The 15,737-nt window shown below is 64.4% G+C and carries 12 protein-coding genes; 8 read left to right on the top strand and 4 right to left on the bottom strand.

The window, feature by feature from the left end:
• Positions 1-77 precede the first annotated feature (77 nt).
• Together B5V02_RS25045 and B5V02_RS25040 are read left to right on the top strand one after the other, a co-directional pair.
• On the top strand, positions 78-1,472 hold the full coding sequence (locus B5V02_RS25045) for a multicopper oxidase family protein (protein WP_111546743.1): 1,395 nt from the start codon (positions 78-80) through the stop codon (positions 1,470-1,472).
• A gap of 173 nt (positions 1,473-1,645) precedes the next feature.
• Positions 1,646-2,962, top strand: coding sequence for an NAD(P)H-dependent oxidoreductase (locus tag B5V02_RS25040; protein ID WP_111546742.1), 1,317 nt, complete (start codon positions 1,646-1,648; stop codon positions 2,960-2,962).
• Positions 2,963-2,965: 3 nt separating this feature from the next.
• On the opposite strand, the gene proC is transcribed toward B5V02_RS25040, so the two are convergent.
• The 3 genes from proC to B5V02_RS25025 form a co-directional block, all read right to left on the bottom strand.
• On the bottom strand, positions 2,966-3,781 hold the full coding sequence (gene proC, locus B5V02_RS25035; RefSeq protein WP_111546741.1) for a pyrroline-5-carboxylate reductase: 816 nt from the start codon (positions 3,779-3,781) through the stop codon (positions 2,966-2,968).
• 114 nt (positions 3,782-3,895) lie between these two features.
• On the bottom strand, positions 3,896-5,224 hold the full coding sequence (locus B5V02_RS25030) for an O-antigen ligase family protein (RefSeq protein WP_111546740.1): 1,329 nt from the start codon (positions 5,222-5,224) through the stop codon (positions 3,896-3,898).
• The gene (locus tag B5V02_RS25025) at positions 5,193-6,191 is read right to left on the bottom strand and encodes a glycosyltransferase family 2 protein (RefSeq protein ID WP_111546739.1); all 999 of its coding nucleotides are present in this window, start codon (positions 6,189-6,191) and stop codon (positions 5,193-5,195) included. Before B5V02_RS25025 ends, B5V02_RS25030 begins: the two co-directional genes overlap by 32 nt.
• Before the next feature lie 172 nt (positions 6,192-6,363).
• Between B5V02_RS25025 and B5V02_RS25020 the strand changes: the two genes are divergently transcribed.
• The 3 genes from B5V02_RS25020 to B5V02_RS25010 are packed head-to-tail and all read left to right on the top strand — an operon-like array spanning position 6,364 to position 9,247.
• On the top strand, positions 6,364-7,536 hold the full coding sequence (locus B5V02_RS25020) for a glycosyltransferase family 4 protein (protein WP_111546738.1): 1,173 nt from the start codon (positions 6,364-6,366) through the stop codon (positions 7,534-7,536).
• Positions 7,533-8,327, top strand: a complete 795-nt coding sequence (locus tag B5V02_RS25015; RefSeq protein WP_111546737.1) for a WecB/TagA/CpsF family glycosyltransferase — start codon at positions 7,533-7,535, stop codon at positions 8,325-8,327. The genes B5V02_RS25020 and B5V02_RS25015 overlap by 4 nt, the downstream gene beginning before the upstream one ends.
• The gene (locus B5V02_RS25010) at positions 8,324-9,247 is read left to right on the top strand and encodes a DUF6492 family protein (protein ID WP_111546736.1); all 924 of its coding nucleotides are present in this window, start codon (positions 8,324-8,326) and stop codon (positions 9,245-9,247) included. Before B5V02_RS25015 ends, B5V02_RS25010 begins: the two co-directional genes overlap by 4 nt.
• A gap of 62 nt (positions 9,248-9,309) precedes the next feature.
• Here the strand turns inward: B5V02_RS25010 and B5V02_RS25005 are convergent, their stop codons facing one another.
• Positions 9,310-10,605 carry a lipopolysaccharide biosynthesis protein gene (locus B5V02_RS25005; protein WP_111546735.1) on the bottom strand — a complete coding sequence of 432 codons (1,296 nt, stop codon included), beginning with the start codon at positions 10,603-10,605 and terminating at the stop codon, positions 9,310-9,312.
• Positions 10,606-10,805: 200 nt separating this feature from the next.
• Here B5V02_RS25005 and B5V02_RS25000 point away from each other — a divergent pair, with 200 nt between their 5' ends.
• The 3 genes from B5V02_RS25000 (at position 10,806) to B5V02_RS24990 (ending at position 15,651) form a co-directional block, all read left to right on the top strand.
• Positions 10,806-13,484, top strand: coding sequence for a GumC family protein (locus B5V02_RS25000; protein ID WP_111546734.1), 2,679 nt, complete (start codon positions 10,806-10,808; stop codon positions 13,482-13,484).
• A gap of 248 nt (positions 13,485-13,732) precedes the next feature.
• Entirely contained in the window at positions 13,733-14,632 is a 900-nt protein-coding gene (gene folD, locus B5V02_RS24995; RefSeq protein ID WP_111546733.1) for a bifunctional methylenetetrahydrofolate dehydrogenase/methenyltetrahydrofolate cyclohydrolase FolD, read from the top strand.
• A gap of 56 nt (positions 14,633-14,688) precedes the next feature.
• Positions 14,689-15,651 (top strand): GlxA family transcriptional regulator, encoded by a 963-nt coding sequence (locus B5V02_RS24990; RefSeq protein ID WP_013530232.1) that lies wholly within the window; start codon positions 14,689-14,691, stop codon positions 15,649-15,651.
• Positions 15,652-15,737 lie beyond the last annotated feature (86 nt).

Here is a 15,737-nt window from a genome sequence, read left to right as displayed (position 1 = left end):
GCGCTGGTTGCCGGCTTGTGATCCATGGCGTGACGGTTACACCTTCGGGGCAGTCGTCTTTGCAGTTGGAGCGCCAAATGACTGTACTCACACGCCGCAGGCTTTTGAAAACGGCAGCGATTGCCGGCGCCGGCGGGGTAGGGCTCTCGGCTATGGGCAGGTTTGGCGGCTGGGCCGCTGCCAGGCCTGAGCCGGTGGTGCTGCAGACGGCCAAAATCAAGGCGAAGCTGATGGATGTCGGCCAGACCAGGGATGTGCTGACCTATGGCGACGCCGGAATGCCGCCTGTGCTCAGAATGAGAAAAGGCGAGCCCTTCGCCGCGCGTCTCGTCAACGCCATCGACGATCCGACGACGATCCACTGGCACGGCATTCGCGTGCCGAACAAGATGGACGGCGTGCCGTTTCTGGTCCAGCCCTACGTCTATACCGGCGATCATTTCGACTACGCCTTCACGCCGCCCGACGCCGGCACCTTCTGGTACCACCCGCATTGCAACACGCTGACCCAGATGGGCCACGGCCTGACGGGTGTGATCGTGGTCGAAAACCCCGGCGATCCGACATTCGATGCCGAGATTGTCATCAATCTGCGCGACTGGCGCCTCGGCGACGACGGCCAGTTCATCGACCAGTTCCGGCCGCGCGATGCGGCAAGAACCGGCACCTACGGCACCGTGCGCACCGCCAACTGGCTCGATCAGCCGCAATATGACGCGCCGGCCGGTGGGCTGGTGCGACTCAGGGTTGCCATCACCGACGTCACGCGGATCTATGCCTTTCGCATCGACGGCGCTGAGGCGACAGTCATGGCGCTGGACGGCAATCCGGTGCCGCAGCGCTTTTCTCCCGATGCTCTGCTGCTTGGACCCGGCCAGCGCATGGAGCTGGCCGTCCGCATGCCCGACGACGAGGGCGCGATCGTCAGCCTGCGGGACGTCAGGGGCACCAAGCCCAAGGTGCTCGCGACCCTGCGCGCGATTGGAAGCTCGCTCAAGCGTGACATTCGCGACGTTGCACCCTTGGAGGTCAATCCGGTGGCGGAGGTGGATCTCGCCGCCGCCCAGCATATTTCCCTGGCGCTCAGCGCCACGGCGGAAAACGTCCCGAGCGATGGTATCTGCGGTTCGCTTGGCTACAGTTTTTGGGCAATCAACAAGGTGCCGTGGCCAGGCGATACGCCCGATCCGACCGCGCCGCTGGCCGAACTGAAGCTCGGCAGAAGCTATGTCATCGACATGGAAAACCTGACGCCGCAATCGCATCCGATGCATCTGCACGGTATGAGTTTCAAGGTGTTGTCGTCCTCGACGCGCGAGGTTCAGCCGCTGATTTCGGACACCTATCTCATCCAACCCAACGAAAAGGTGAGCCTCGGCTTCGTCGCCGACAATCTCGGCGACTGGCTGCTGCATTGCCACATCATCGAGCATCAGAAGTCGGGAATGACGAGCTATGTCAGGGTGGTCTGAAGCCCCGCCGGCCGACGACGCGATCGACGTGCCTTCCTCTGTTCCCCATCGTCATGCCTTCGTGCTCCTGCTTTGACCGACGAGAAATTGCCGCCTGCTTGCGGTTTCGTTGGCAAAGGGGGGCGGTTCCCTGCTATTGCCGCCTCCAAACCGAGAAGCATGGACGCTCCAGCATGACCAACGTCGCCCTGACCGGGCTTGCCCGCGATCTCGCCAGGCGTGCCGCCGAGGGCCGCCCGGTACGCATCGGCGTTATCGGCTCGGGCGAGATGGGCACTGATCTGGTCACGCAAGGCATGCTGATGCCGGGCATTTCGGTCTGCGCGATCTCGACACGCCGCCCGCACACCGCGCGCGAGGCCATCCGCATTGCCTATGGCGATGAAGCGATGGCGGTCGAAGCCGACACCGCGTCGAAAGTCACCGGCGCCATCGAGAGCGGCAAGATCGCCGTCACCTCCAACGAGATGCTGGTCACCAACCCGCTGATCGACGTCGTCATCGACGCCACCGGCAAGCCGGGCGTCGCCGCCGATTTCGACCTGATGGCGATGGAGCACGGCAAGCATCTGGTGATGATGAATGTCGAGGCCGACGTCACCATCGGCTGCTACCTGAAGCAGCAGGCCGACCGGCTTGGCGTCGTCTATTCGGTCGGTGCCGGCGACGAGCCGTCAAGCTGCATGGAACTGATCGAGTTTGCGTCGGCGCTTGGGCTAACCATCGTCTCGGCCGGCAAGGGCAAGAACAATCCGCTCAACCACGATGCCGTGCCGGATGACTATCGCGCGGAAGCGATCCGCCGCAACATGAACCCGCGCATGCTGGTCGAGTTCGTCGACGGCTCGAAGACCATGGTCGAGATGTGCGCCATCGCCAACGCCACCGGGCTGGTGCCCGATGTGCCCGGCATGCACGGCCCGAAGGCCGATCGCGACGACCTCGCCAAGGTGCTCATCCCGCGCGAGGATGGCGGGCTCCTGTTGAAGAAAGGCGTCGTCGACTACACGGTCGGCAAGGGCGTCGCGCCCGGTGTCTTCGTCATCGTCGAGGCGACGCATCCGCGCATCATCGAGCGCATGGACGATCTGCATATCGGCCATGGCCCCTATTACAGCCTGTTCCGGCCGTATCATCTGACCTCGCTGGAAGTGCCGCTGACCGCCGCCCGCATCGTGCTTTTCGGCAAGCCCGACATGGTGCCGCTGCCAAGGCCGGTGGCCGAGGTGTGCGCGGTCGCCAAGCGCGACCTCGCCGCCGGCGAGACCTTTGATGCGATCGGTGAGACCTGCTACCGCTCCTGGACCATGACCGTCGGCGAAGCCCGTGCCCAGCGCGCCGTGCCGGTCGGCCTGCTCGAGGGTGGCAAGGTGCTGAAGCCGGTCAGGAAAGGCGAATTGCTGAGCGCCGACAATGCCGCGCCCGACCAGTCGACGAGGCTGTTCGCCTTGCGCCGGCTGCAGGACGAGATGCTGTACGGGACGAACTGAGGTCTACTTGCCCAGTTCGATCGACCGCAGCCGCGCAGCCTCGACTGCCTGGGTAAGCAGAATGGTCAGCCGGTCCTCGCCCATCAGCACGCCAAGCGCGGCTGCCGTCGTGCCGTTGGGGCTGGTCACCTGCTGCCTCAGCACGCCCGGCTCCTCGCCGCTTTCGGCGGCGAGCGAGGCAGCACCGTAGACGGTCTGCATGGCGAGCAGCTTGGCGGTCGCCGTCGGCAGTCCGGCTTTCTCGGCGGCGACGGTCAGTGCTTCGATGAAATGGAAGATGTAGGCCGGCCCCGATCCGGACACGGCGGTCACCGCATCCATCAGGCCCTCGTCGTCAATGGTGGCTACTTCGCCGCTTGCCGACAAAAGGTCGGCAACGAAATGCTTGGTCTCGTCGGAGACCAGCCTGTTGGAAAACACCACCATCATGCCCTTGCCAATCGCCGCGGGCGTGTTGGGCATGCAGCGCACCACCGGTGCGCGACTGCCCAGGATTTCTTCGAAGGTGGCAGCCGGTGTCCCGGCAGCGATGCTGACAAAGGTGGTGCGGCCGTCGCCGAAGCGCTTGTAGGCGGCCGTCACGTCGCGGATCACCTGCGGCTTCACCGCGATGACGACGAGATCGGGTACGGCATCGGCCGGAATGCCGCCGGCATCGGCTGCCGCGCCGCAGCCCAGCGCCGCGGCGCGATTGCGTAGGTCGGCATTGGGCTCGACCACGAAGACCGCCGAAGGCGCAAGCTTGCCGGATTTCAGCCAGCCCGAGAGCATGGCGTAACCCATATTGCCGCAGCCGGCGAGAATAAGCCTGATCGTCATGGAACCCTCCGAAGGAAGGCCTTCACATAGGCGCTCGCGGTTCAGTGGGGAAGCCCCGTCGGGACGAACGGGAAGATCGCGGACCGCGATTGGGATCACGCAACGCGATCGGGATCACGGACCGCGATCGGGATCGCGCACTGCCATCGGCCGCAGCGACACTTGCCTCAGGCCAAGCACGCCGAGCACGAAGAACAGCCAGACAGGATCGCCGCGGTGGAAGAAGAAGCTTTCGAGGAAAGCGTTCAGCGCGGTGAACAGCACCACCATCATGAAGAAGTCGCCGAGATAGATGTTCTCCTTGCGCAGCGGGATGCGCATGTAGTCGCGCAACGGCGCGATGAGGAAGGTGTAGACCGCCACGCAAAGTGCCGGAATACCCATCAGCACGGCGATGTCGAGATAGCCGTCATGGCCGTGCACGATGGTTCTGATGTCCCACGGCCGGTCGAAGGGCTGGTCCTGGTTGAGCAGCAGCGGCGTGCCCCAGAAGCTTTCATAGCCGTAACCGGTCCATGGTCTCTTCGCCAGCATGGAGCCGGCGAACTCCCACAACGTCGTTCGCCCGGTATAGGTGAGATCGGGGAAATAGATCGCCGCCAGATGTTTCACCGGCGGCAGGAAGACGATGCCGAGCGTGCCGACCGCCGTGCCGATCATCGCCAGCGCAAACAGGATCGGCGTGCCGAGCCGCATGCCCATCAGGCTCGGAAACATCACGATCAGGATCGAGAACGGCACCAGGCCGGCCGTCGTCTTGGAGCCGGTGTGCAGCATGAAGATCATCGCCGCGCAGAAGATCGCCCCGCCCCAAAGCCGCTGCCCGCGCCGGTAGAGGTAGAGGCCGGCGAAGCTGAAACAGGCCATGATCGGGCCGGCGATGTTCTTGTGGGTGAACACGCCGCGCCACAGGCCTGCATGTTCAGGCTCCTGTGAGTCGGCGGTGTGCAACGCCTCGTGCGGAAAGACGATGAGGCCGAGATAGGACAGGCCCATGACCACGACGGCGGTGAAGATGATGACCTTCGAGAAAGCCTCGGCGTCGCGCGGCAAGACCAGGATCGTCGCCATCGTCAAAATGCCGATTAGCGTGAAGGAGGCGGCACGCATCGCCGAGGGCGGGTCGGTTGCCAGCACCACCGACAGGAAAAAGAAGCCCAGCATCAGCACCCAGGACGGGCTGAGCAGCGAGCGCACCACGCGCGGATCGGCAAAGGCCATCAGCGAGAAGATCGACATGGCGCCGAGCGAGCCGAAGCCAAGCTGGTTGACGATGTCGCCGCCTTCGCCGGTCAGTTCGGCGCCGGCCGGCTGGAACGGGCGGAAGGACACCATGATGACGGTGAACAGCAGTGCCGCGATCGCGGTCGCCACGCCTTCGCGCGTGAACGCGGCGCTGAGCGGGGCGCGCTCAGTTTTTCTCAGGCTGGCGGTATTGCTCATTGGCATATCCGAATTCGGCCAGCACGCGGCCCAGCGCCACATGGACGGGGTAGATGGCGATCGCCGGCGATCCTGTCCGCGCCAGCCGGAGCATGCCGCGAAACGGCGAGGCGGCAAGCAGCGCCAGGCTCTTCAGCAACACCATGGCGCCGGCCAGCGGCGTGCCGGCGCGTTTCTTCTTTTCGACCAGTGTCGAGATCACGCCGTTGCGCAGGCTGCGGGCACGGATCCAGTCGGCCTCGACACGCCGGGCCGGAACGGTTTCATGCACTTGTCCTTCGGCGCACCAGCCAAGCACGAAGCCTCTCTGCGCGGACCGGCTGAGAAAATCGGAATCACCGCCGCCCATGAAGTTGAATTTCAGGTCGAGAAAGGGCGGGCCCATGGCGATCAGTACGTTGCGTCCGACCAAAAGATTGCCGGACGAATAGAGCGCAGGCACCCGCCCCGTCTCCCGGTAGGGCGGCGCGAACACCGGATGCTCGGCCCATTGCGCATGGGCCGGGTCGGCAAAGTCGGGCACTTGCGGACCTCCGACGATATCGGCGCCGAGCGTTTCGGCTGCCCCGCACATCCGTTCCAGCCACTGCGGATCGGCGATCTCGTCATCGTCGATGACCAGCAGATGCCTGAAGTTGGGGAATTGCAGGATCGCTGTCTGCCAGCCGGCATTGTAGGCGCTGCAATTGCCGCGCTGATGCGCGATGATGACCAGACCTGAAATCTCCCCGCGCTCGAACAGCGGCAGCGCCGCCTTGGCGCCGGCGCGCTCCTCGGCTTCGTTTTCCATCACGATAACGGCAAAGCGCCTGCCGGTTTGCTGCGCACGCAGCGACGCCAGCGTTTCCAGCACCTGCTCGGGCCGCTTGAAGGTCGGCAAGGTGACGACGGCTTCGACAGCCTCGGCGTCAAGCTGGGGCGAGCGCCCCGCGATCGATACCGAACCGTCCGATGGCAAAGGGATCATCCGTGTTCAGCCACATGGTGAGTTGGGTTCTGGTAGCACCACGGTGATAAGGTTTCGTTAATCACCTTACACGGAGAAGCCTACCAGGGCAGCGGCTTTCGCTCGTTGATCGTGCTCGCTTAATCAAGGGTTCACCGCACTTTGCTACCGGCTACACCACAGGATAGGTGAGATGCATCTGCTGTTCGCCACATCGATCGTGCCCGACGGCGCTCTTGCCTCGGGCTATGAGATCGCCAACGCTGCAATCATCGCTGCTTTGCGGCGCGCTGGCGCGCGCGTCACCGTCATCGGCTTCACCTGGCCGGGAAAACCCGCGGACGATCCCGAAAACACCGTGGTGCTGGGTGCGATCGACGTGCGCACGGACAATGCCTCTGCACGACAAAAGCTGGCCTGGGTCGGCAAGGCGCTGCTCTCGGGCCTAACTTTCGCCTCGGTCAAGCTGCGCGCAGTGCCCGACAGCCACGTTCTCGCCGCGGTCGCACGCGCCGGTCCGTTCGACGGCTATGTGCTGAATTCCGTGCAGTTCGCCGGTGCCTTCGAAAAGCTGTTCGCCGACCGGCCGTCGATCTTCGTCGCCCACAATGTCGAGCATCTTTCGGCGCAGGAGAATGCCGCTGCCGCCGGCAGCCTGTTGCAGCGTCTGCTGTTTCGCCGCGAGGCGAGGTTGCTCAAGACCATGGAAGAGCGTCTCTGCCGCCGCGCGCGCTTCGTCTTCACGCTGGCCGAGGAAGACCGCGTGGCACTCGGTGTCGCCTCCGACGACCGCTCGGCGGTGCTGCCCTTGGTGACCGGCACCGAGGCGTCGACCCAGAAAGGTTTGCGCCGCATCGACTGCGACGCGGCGCTGATCGGCACCTGGACCTGGCAGCCGAACCGCATCGGCCTCGACTGGTTCCTGGGCAAGGTGGTGCCGTATCTGCGGCCCGGTTTCCGCATCCGCATCGCCGGCAGCATGCCTTCGGGCGTCACGTCGAAGCATCCCGGTATCGAATTTGTCGGTCGCGTCCCGGACGCCCAGGCCTTTGTGCGTAGCGCTGCCGTCATTCCGCTGATCAGCACCGCCGGCAGCGGCGTCCAGTTGAAGACCATCGAAACCTTCGAACTCGGCCTGCCATCCGTCGTCACCAGCCGCTCGCTGCGCGGCATCGACCATCGCCCGGCCAATTGCGTCGTCACCGACGATCCGGCCGCCTTCGCCAGGGCCCTGGAGGCCGCGGCGGCCGACATCCACGACGTCGACGGCAGCGCATTCCGTCGTTCGCAGGTCAAGGCGCTCGATGCCGCCATCCGGCTCGGCGTCGAGAAGCTCGGGCCGGTCAGGCAGGAGGCATTTGCATGAACATGCATGCCGCCCGCACCGCGTCGGGGCTCGACACCTTGAAGACGATCCTCGGTATACCGGTGCTCGCCATCCGCTGGAACGATGCGGTCAGCCTGCTGAACCGCCTGATTGCCGAGCGGCGGTTCACCAAGGTCAGTTTCCTCAACGCCCACAACGCCAACCTCGCCTCCACCGACCCGGTCTTTGCCGAGGCGCTCGATGATTTCCTCATCTTGCCCGACGGCATCGGTGTCGATCTGGCGGCGAAACTTCTTTATGGGGCGCCATTTCCGGACAATCTCAACGGCACCGATTTCGTCCCCGCCTTCCTGCAGGCCTCGACGACGCCGCTGACGGTCGGGCTGCTCGGCGCGACGCGCGTCAATGCCGAAGCGGCGTCGGCCAAGCTTGCGGCGCTTGCAGTGCAGCACAGGTTCGTGGTCATCCATGACGGTTATTTCTCGGCTGCCGAGGAGGCGGGAATAGTCGACCGGATCGAAGAATTGCGGCCGGACGTGCTGCTCGTCGCCATGGGTGTACCGCGCCAGGAATTGTGGATCGCACGCCATATCGACGCGCGTCACTGCACGCTGCCGATCGCCGTCGGTGCATTGCTCGATTTCCTGAGCGGGGCGGTGCCGCGGGCGCCCTTGTGGATGCGCCGGTTGCGGCTCGAATGGCTGTTTCGGTTGACCGTCGAACCGGGTCGCCTGTGGCGCCGCTATGTGGTCGGCAATCCCCTGTTCCTGCTACGCGTTGTCAGGCAGAAATTCTCGCGCACACCGGAAGCTGCGGGAGGCATCCATTGAACAGCCGGTTCGTGCCAGGCGCCGATGTCGAGCCAAGCCTGCTTCGGCGGATACCCACGGCGGCAATAGTGACGGCAAGCTATGCGCCCGATTTCGAGCGCTGCCGGCTGTTGTGCGAAACGCTTGACCTCCACGTTTCCGGTGCGGCGCACCACTATATCCTGGTCGAACATCGCGATATCCAGCTTTTCCGTCAGTTGGAAAACGGCCGTCGCAGCGTCGTCGATGAGCGGGAATTGCTGCCGCGCTGGCTGCACGCCTTCGACGATCCGCTCAGCCTTTTTCGCCGGCGCGTCTGGCTCAGCCTGAAGACCCAGCCGCTGCGCGGCTGGCACGTGCAGCAGTTGCGCCGTATCGCGATATCAGCGCATGCCGGCGAAGACGTGCTGATCTTCTGCGATTCCGACGTCGCCTTCCTCAAACCTTTCGACTGCGGCGCCTTCTGGCGCGACGGCAAGGCGCGGCTGTTCCGCCGCGACGGAGTGCTGGCAGATGAAGGTCATGACGAGCATCGCATCTGGTCGCGCAACGCCGGTGCGGCACTCGGCATCGACCCGTCCCGGACATCGGTCCATGACTATATCTCGACGCTGATCGCGTGGCGGCGAGACACCGTGCTGGCCATGTGCGGGGAGATCGAGAAGGTCCACGCGCGCGGCTGGGTCGAGGTCGTCGGCTCGGCGCGCAAATTCTCCGAATGCATGATCTACGGCCGCTACGTCGATGATCTGCTGGAGGGTGCCGGCCACTTCCACGGCTCTGAGGAGTTCTGTCGCGTCCACTGGACGGGCGAAGCGCTGTCGGATGACGAGTTCCGCCGCTTCGTTGCCGGCATGGCGCCGGAGCAGGTGGCGATCGGCATGCAGTCCTTCATCGGCACCGATATCGGCCGCATCCGCCGTCTGATCGGGCTTAACTAAAGCATGATCCCGAAAAGTGGGAACCGGTTTTCGGAAAAGATCATGCTCGAACGAAGCGGTTCCTAGACTGGCTTTGCCGGCTTGCGCATCGCCGAATAGGTGAGCAGCGTCGAGGCGAGATACAGAAGCAGGAAGACGACGTTGAGCGACAGCACCAGGTTCGGTGTATCGAGGATGGTCGTCAGCACATAGATCAGCAGCACCGCCTTCAGCCCGGCGAGCAGGCCGAGATTGAGCGCCCGCACCAACGTCTGGCCGCGGGCGAACAGCAGCTCGGCCTGGTATTCGACCAGATTGCGCAGTCCCGGAACGCAGATCGCCAGCGCCACCAGGGGGGCGGCCTCGGCGACATTCTTGCCGAGCGCATTGGGGAAGAAGTGCAGCACGATGCCTAGCGTCAGCAGCGCCAGCGTCGAGACCGCGAACACGCCGCCTTCGATGCCGCTCTTGACCGCCAGCCGCGACAGCAGGTCCGGCGCGCGCATCATGCGCTGCACCAGCATCATCGAGAAGGTGCGGATCGGAATGGCCGTCAGGTCGACCAGCCGCATGATGATGGCGTAGATGCCGGCCAGATGCGGTCCACCGATCGCCAGAACCAGCAGCTTGTCGAACTCCATCTGCAGATAAAACAGCACTTCGGCCCCGGCCACGTAGATGGAGTCGGCCAGTCGCCGGAGATAAAGCTCGATGCGCAGCCGCAACCGCTGGCGCGGGTAGAAGAAGCCGAATGCAATCAGCAGCGAGGCGGCATTGGCGCCGATATAGAACCACGACCATATCCAGACGCTGTGTTGTGCCCAGAACATGAACAGCACCGCGCCGAGCGCCCGCAGCGCTGTCGCCAGGATGGCCAGCAGGGCAGCGCGGCCGAACTTGCCCTGACCATTGTTGACGATCAGCGCCACCTCCACCGGCCGCCACAACAGCGCTTCGGCAAAGACGATTGCCGCAAACACCGACAGCGGCACGGTGTCGGCGAAGAAGATCAGGTAGACGCCGAACGAGGCCGCGGCCAGCAGCGGCAGTGACAGCAACCCGAGCAGCAGGAAGCCGGCGGTGAAGGTGCCGATCAGATTGGGGCGGATGGTGGCTGTGCGATAGAGTGCCGAGATGAAGCCGAAGGCGAGGATGCGCGACAGCATGACGCCGGCCGCCGATGCGGTGGCGAACATGCCGAATTCGGAAATGGACAGCGTGTTGGCCAGCGCGATGAAATAGGCGAGTGAAAACACCAGTCGCCCGCCGGCGCCGCTAATCGCCGAAAAATAGTCGCGAAGAAGCCCCCGTCGTTCGGCAAAAAAAGTGCCGATCCGGGCGAGGGGCCGCCTTTGCGGTATGTCACTGGCTTGCGTCATGTCTCTAAGGAGAGCTTAGGTCGGAAAACTTAACGCGCCGTTCTGGAGCCCAAGGGCGTGTTGAAAAATAGGTGCCAGCGGAGAGTGAAACCGCGGCTTCGGCGGGCGAAAATTAACCTTTTGTTTTCCATGCCTGTTTAGCGTGGCTTAACGAATGGCGAAGCGCCGTTTGCAGGTCGCCAAGGGTAAAGCTCCAGACGATGGTCGACAGGGAAAACCGTGAAGACTGGAAGCGCGAGCGTTCGCTGCTGGCGCTTGGCCAGGCTGTGCGCGGCGACGACGAATCCGACGCGTCCCTGGTCTCGATCGGGGACCGGGCGGATCCGTCATGGCGCGAGGATGCCGCCACGCGCCATCGTCTCGCCCGGTCACTGCGCGAGGCGCGGACGAACCCTTCGCAGCGCGAGGCGCTGTCGAACCCGAAGCTGTCGGATGCTGCCGGAACAGATGGATATCAGGCTGGCTATGAGCCCGCTTCGTCAGCGCAGGTGCCGCCTGAACGGGGTCAATCCGCCGGCGATTTTTCAGCAACCAGATCGGCATCACCAGGCTACGCGCAAACCATGTCGCGGACAGGGTCTGTAGCTGCTGAAACCGCAGGCGCCTATCGCCCCGATCGCACATCAGAACCTTACCATTCAGGCGATGCGCGGGCGTCCCGCAACGACGGCGCGGACAGCCAGCAATGGAAGCCGCTGATCGATCCGATGCAGGTCGTTCGCGGTGTTGGCAAGTCGAAGCTGCTGATCGTGGCGACGACGATACTGGGCGCCGGGCTCGGCATTGCCATCGCGCTGTCGACGCCGAAGAAATACGAAGCCACCACCGAACTGATCGTCGATCCGCGCGACCTGAAGCTCACCGATCGCGACCTCACCCAGTCGGTCGTCGCCTCCGACGCCACGCTGGCCATCGTCGAAAACCAGGTCCGGGTGCTGACGTCCGGTACTGTTCTGAACAAGGTCGTCGACAAGCTCAATCTCGTCAACGACCCGGAATTCAATGGGCAAGGCAGCGGCGGCCTCGGCGTCATGTCGCTCATCCGCTCCATCCTGACACGGCACGACAGCCCGGGTGGTGTCGACGACACCCGTCGCCGCGCGCTTGCTGTCGGCAATCTGGCCGAAAGCCTCTCGGTCGAGCGCGGCGGCAAGACCTTCGTCATCACCGTCAGCGCCACCACGCAGAATGGCGAGAAATCGGCGCTCATCGCCAACACGATGACCGATGTCTTCCTGCAGACCTTCGGTCAGATCCAGTCCGATACCGCCGGCCGCGCCACCGACGAACTGACGGCCAGGCTTGATGAATTGCGCAAGGGGGTCGAGGCGGCCGAGCGCAAGGTCGAGGATTTCAGGGCCACGCACGACCTCGTTGACGCGCAGGGCCACCTCATCAGCGACGATGAGATGCTGAAGCTCAACGAGCAGCTGTCGGTTGCGCGCGCCCGCACCCTGGAGCTCAATGCCCGGGCGGCTTCGGCGCGTTCGGTCGATGTCAACTCGGTTCTCACCGGCACCTTGCCGGAGGAGATCAACTCCAACACGATGAGCGATCTGCGTTCGCAATATGCGTCGCTCAAGCAGGAGGCTGACCGCGCCGCCATCCGGTTAGGTCCGCGGCACCCCGAACTCCAGGCGCTCAATGCCCAGCTTGCCGGCGCACGCGACCGCATCGCCGCGGAGCTGCAGCGCATCGGCTCGTCGCTGCAGGTCGACCTCAAGCGCGCAGTCCAGCTCGAACAGGATCTCGCCTCGCGTCTGGCGCAACTGAAAGTCCGCAGCGGCGACGTCAACAGCGATCTGGTGTCGATGCGCGAACTGGAGCGCGAGGCCACCGCCAAGCGTTCCGTCTATGAACAGTATCTGCTGCGCGCCAAGGAGACCGGCGAGCAGAAGGACATCAACACCGCCAACATCAATGTGATCTCGAAGGCGTTCGCGCCGCTCGAGCCGAACGGGCCATCGCGGGTCGTGGTGGCGCTTGCCGGCCTGTTGCTGGGCTTTGCCTCCGGCGTCGGCCTCGGCGTCATGCGTGGCGCCTATGAGAGCTTGCGTGACACCGCGACATCGCGCTCGCGCCGCGACCCCCGGATGGACGAACGCCGGACGCCTTACGAAGACAAGCCATATCAGGCAGCACCCCCAACGCCACCAAAACCACCGGCACCGCAGCCGGCGGCACCGCCACCACCTGCACCTCCTGCACCACCCCCGCCTGTTCAGCAGGCTGAGATCACGCCGGACGAAGGTCCCGGTCGGATCAGTGCGCTGCTGTCGATGCTGCGCAAGGCCATGTCCCGCAAGCAGTCCCCTGAGGACACCGTCGATACCGGTGAGTGGGTCTCGCCCTTTGCCGATGGGAAACCAACGGAAGATTTGACGCACCCCGCCTATTCCCAGTCGGCAGCGGCCTTTGCGCCTCGGCAGCCGGCTGCGGCAGCCTATCCTCCGCCGCCTTTCCGGCCCGGTGGCCATGTCCCCTATCCGCAACCGACGGCGCAGCCGCCATTGCCTCCTCACATGGTGCCGCAGCGACCGTATTCGGGTCCGCAGGCCTATCCCTATGGGCAGCCGATAGGCTATCCGCAGGCGCAGCCCTGGCAGGTGCCGCAGCAGCCGGGCTATCCCTATCCGCAGCCGGGTCCCCATGCCGGGCAGCTGCCTTATCCGCCTCAGCCCGCTTCCGCGCCTTATCCGCAACAGCCCACCTCGCCGCAGCAGGCAGCTCAGCCTCATGAGCCGTCGGTGGAGGCGCCGCGGGCCGCCGAGGATGTCGAACAGCACGCCCCAATCGACGAAATCCGCGCCAGCCTGCGCGAATTCCGCGAAGCGGTCCGCGAACTTACCGAGACCCGCACGCGTCGCCGTTACTTCTGAGCTACAAAATACGTCGCGATGCCGAACAAAAACATGCCGGTTTCGCGTAAACGGCATGGGACGGCGCTTTGACGGGATTGCGTGTTGGAATTTTCGTGAAAATGCCGCGCTGCATGTTGCCGAAGGCACGCTCCTGGGCTTGATCCGGGGGCGCGGGTTTCGCGGCCTGCGTCAGACAAGGATCCAGGGCGACGCATTCATGTTTTCGGATGCGGCCGCTTTGGGCGGAACGGTGTTGAGGGTGGTCCATGGCCGAAGTGATTGATGGTAAGAGCGTCGCCGAAGACGTGGTGCGGACGGTCAAGATCCTGACGGCCGAACTTGTCGCCAAGGGCAAGGCCAAGCCCGGTCTTGCCGTGGTCATCGTCGGCGAGGATCCGGCCAGCCAGGTCTATGTCGCTTCCAAGTCGCGCACGGCCAAGGAATGCGGCTTTCACTCCGTCCAGCACACGCTACCGGCCGAGACGTCCGAACCGGCATTGCTGAAGATCATCGGCGATCTCAACGCCGATCCGGCCATCAACGGCATCCTGGTGCAGCTTCCGCTGCCTGCCCATATCGATGCCGGCAAGATCATCCAGACCATCGCGCCGGAAAAGGATGTCGATGGCTTCCATTTCATCAATGTCGGCAAGCTCGGCACCGGCGAACTCGAAACCGCCTTCGTGCCTTGCACGCCGGCCGGCTCGATGCTTTTGATCGAGCGCGTTCGCGGCAAGGACCTGTCCGGCCTCAACGCGGTCGTCGTCGGTCGCTCCAACATCGTCGGCAAGCCGATGGCCAACCTCCTGCTTGCCGCCAACTGCACCGTCACCATCGCCCACAGCCGCACCAGGGATCTGCCGGCGCTCGCCCGCACCGCCGATATCCTCGTCGCGGCCGTCGGTCGGCCGGAGATGATCAGGGGTGATTGGGTCAAGCCCGGCGCCACCGTCATCGATGTCGGCATCAACCGCATTCCGGCGCCGGAAAGGGGCGAGGGCAAGTCGCGCCTCGTCGGCGATGTCGCCTATGCCGAAGCGGCGAGGGCCGCCGGCGCCATCACACCGGTGCCCGGTGGTGTCGGGCCGATGACCATTGCCATGCTGATGGCCAATACGTTAGCCTCTGCCTACCTTGCGGCCGGATTGAAACGGCCGTCCTTCTGACCCACCAGAAAGCCGCAGCTTTGCCGAACCCAACTGTTCCTGTAGAACGGCCGGTCATGACTGATCCCGTTCAAGGTGGCCGGCAGTTCGCTTTCCTGCTGGTCGACAAGTTCTCCATGTTCTCGCTGGCCGCGGCGATCGATACGTTCCGGTCGGCGAACCGTTTGCTTGGCCGCGACTTCTACGGCTGGACGACGGTGTCGGCAGATGGCGATCCGGTGATGGCCTCCAATGGCCTGCCGCTCAAGATCGACTATGCCGTTGCCGACCTGCCGCCGGTCGACATCCTCTTCGTTTCGGTCGGACTGACGACGGAATTTCCCGGCAAGAGCAAGGTGCTGGCGGCGCTGCGCAGCTGGGGCCGGCGCGGCAACGCGCTCGGCGCGCTGTCGGTTGGATCCTACCTGCTTGCCGAGGCCGGCCAGCTCGAAGGCTATCGCTGCACCATCCATTGGGAAAACCGCGCCGGCTTCGTCGAACGGTTCCCCGACATCAACTGCACCGGCAACGTCTTCGAGATCGATCGCAAGCGCTACACATGCGCGGGCGGCACCACCTCGATCGACCTGATGCTGGAGATCGTGCGCGGCGATTTCGGCTCCAATCTCGCCAATGGCGTCGCCAATCAGTTCCAGCACGAACGCATCCGCTCGGCCGGCGACCGCCAGCGTGTCGGGCCCGAACGCGATCTCACCGGCAAGTCGGAGAAGCTCAGGCGCATCGTCGAACTAATGGCCGACCACCTCGACGAGCCGCTGTCGGCGGTGCAGTTGGCCAAATCCGCCGGCCTGTCGGTGCGTCAGGTCGAGCGCCTGTTCCTGCGCCACCTCAGCGTCACGCCTGGCCGCTATTACATGCGGCTGCGGCTGGAGCGGGCGCGCGAATTGCTGCGCCAGACCAACATGCCGATCCTCGATGTGGCGATCGCCACGGGCTTCACCTCGCATTCCTATTTTGCCCAGAGCTACCGGCTGCAATTCGGCAGGCCGCCTTCTGAAGAGCGGCGCACGACCTACTGAGCGGATTTTCGCTTCCGCTCAAAAGTTTGACATTCCGCCGCCTCACACCCGCACCCGGACTTGTGTCGTGACGTGGCGTCAAATAG

The organism is Mesorhizobium kowhaii (genome assembly GCF_003253745.1).
GTDB lineage: Bacteria > Pseudomonadota > Alphaproteobacteria > Rhizobiales > Rhizobiaceae > Mesorhizobium > Mesorhizobium kowhaii.
This window is presented reverse-complemented; position numbering and strand designations above follow the sequence as displayed.

Coding starts and splice junctions, on each gene's coding strand:
- B5V02_RS25045 (WP_111546743.1), top strand. CDS start 78: ATGACTGTACTCACACGCCGCAGGCTTTTGAAAACGGCAGCGATTGCC.
- B5V02_RS25040 (WP_111546742.1), top strand. CDS start 1,646: ATGACCAACGTCGCCCTGACCGGGCTTGCCCGCGATCTCGCCAGGCGT.
- proC (WP_111546741.1), bottom strand. CDS start 3,781: ATGACGATCAGGCTTATTCTCGCCGGCTGCGGCAATATGGGTTACGCC.
- B5V02_RS25030 (WP_111546740.1), bottom strand. CDS start 5,224: ATGAGCAATACCGCCAGCCTGAGAAAAACTGAGCGCGCCCCGCTCAGC.
- B5V02_RS25025 (WP_111546739.1), bottom strand. CDS start 6,191: ATGATCCCTTTGCCATCGGACGGTTCGGTATCGATCGCGGGGCGCTCG.
- B5V02_RS25020 (WP_111546738.1), top strand. CDS start 6,364: ATGCATCTGCTGTTCGCCACATCGATCGTGCCCGACGGCGCTCTTGCC.
- B5V02_RS25015 (WP_111546737.1), top strand. CDS start 7,533: ATGAACATGCATGCCGCCCGCACCGCGTCGGGGCTCGACACCTTGAAG.
- B5V02_RS25005 (WP_111546735.1), bottom strand. CDS start 10,605: ATGACGCAAGCCAGTGACATACCGCAAAGGCGGCCCCTCGCCCGGATC.
- B5V02_RS25000 (WP_111546734.1), top strand. CDS start 10,806: ATGGTCGACAGGGAAAACCGTGAAGACTGGAAGCGCGAGCGTTCGCTG.
- folD (WP_111546733.1), top strand. CDS start 13,733: ATGGCCGAAGTGATTGATGGTAAGAGCGTCGCCGAAGACGTGGTGCGG.
- B5V02_RS24990 (WP_013530232.1), top strand. CDS start 14,689: ATGACTGATCCCGTTCAAGGTGGCCGGCAGTTCGCTTTCCTGCTGGTC.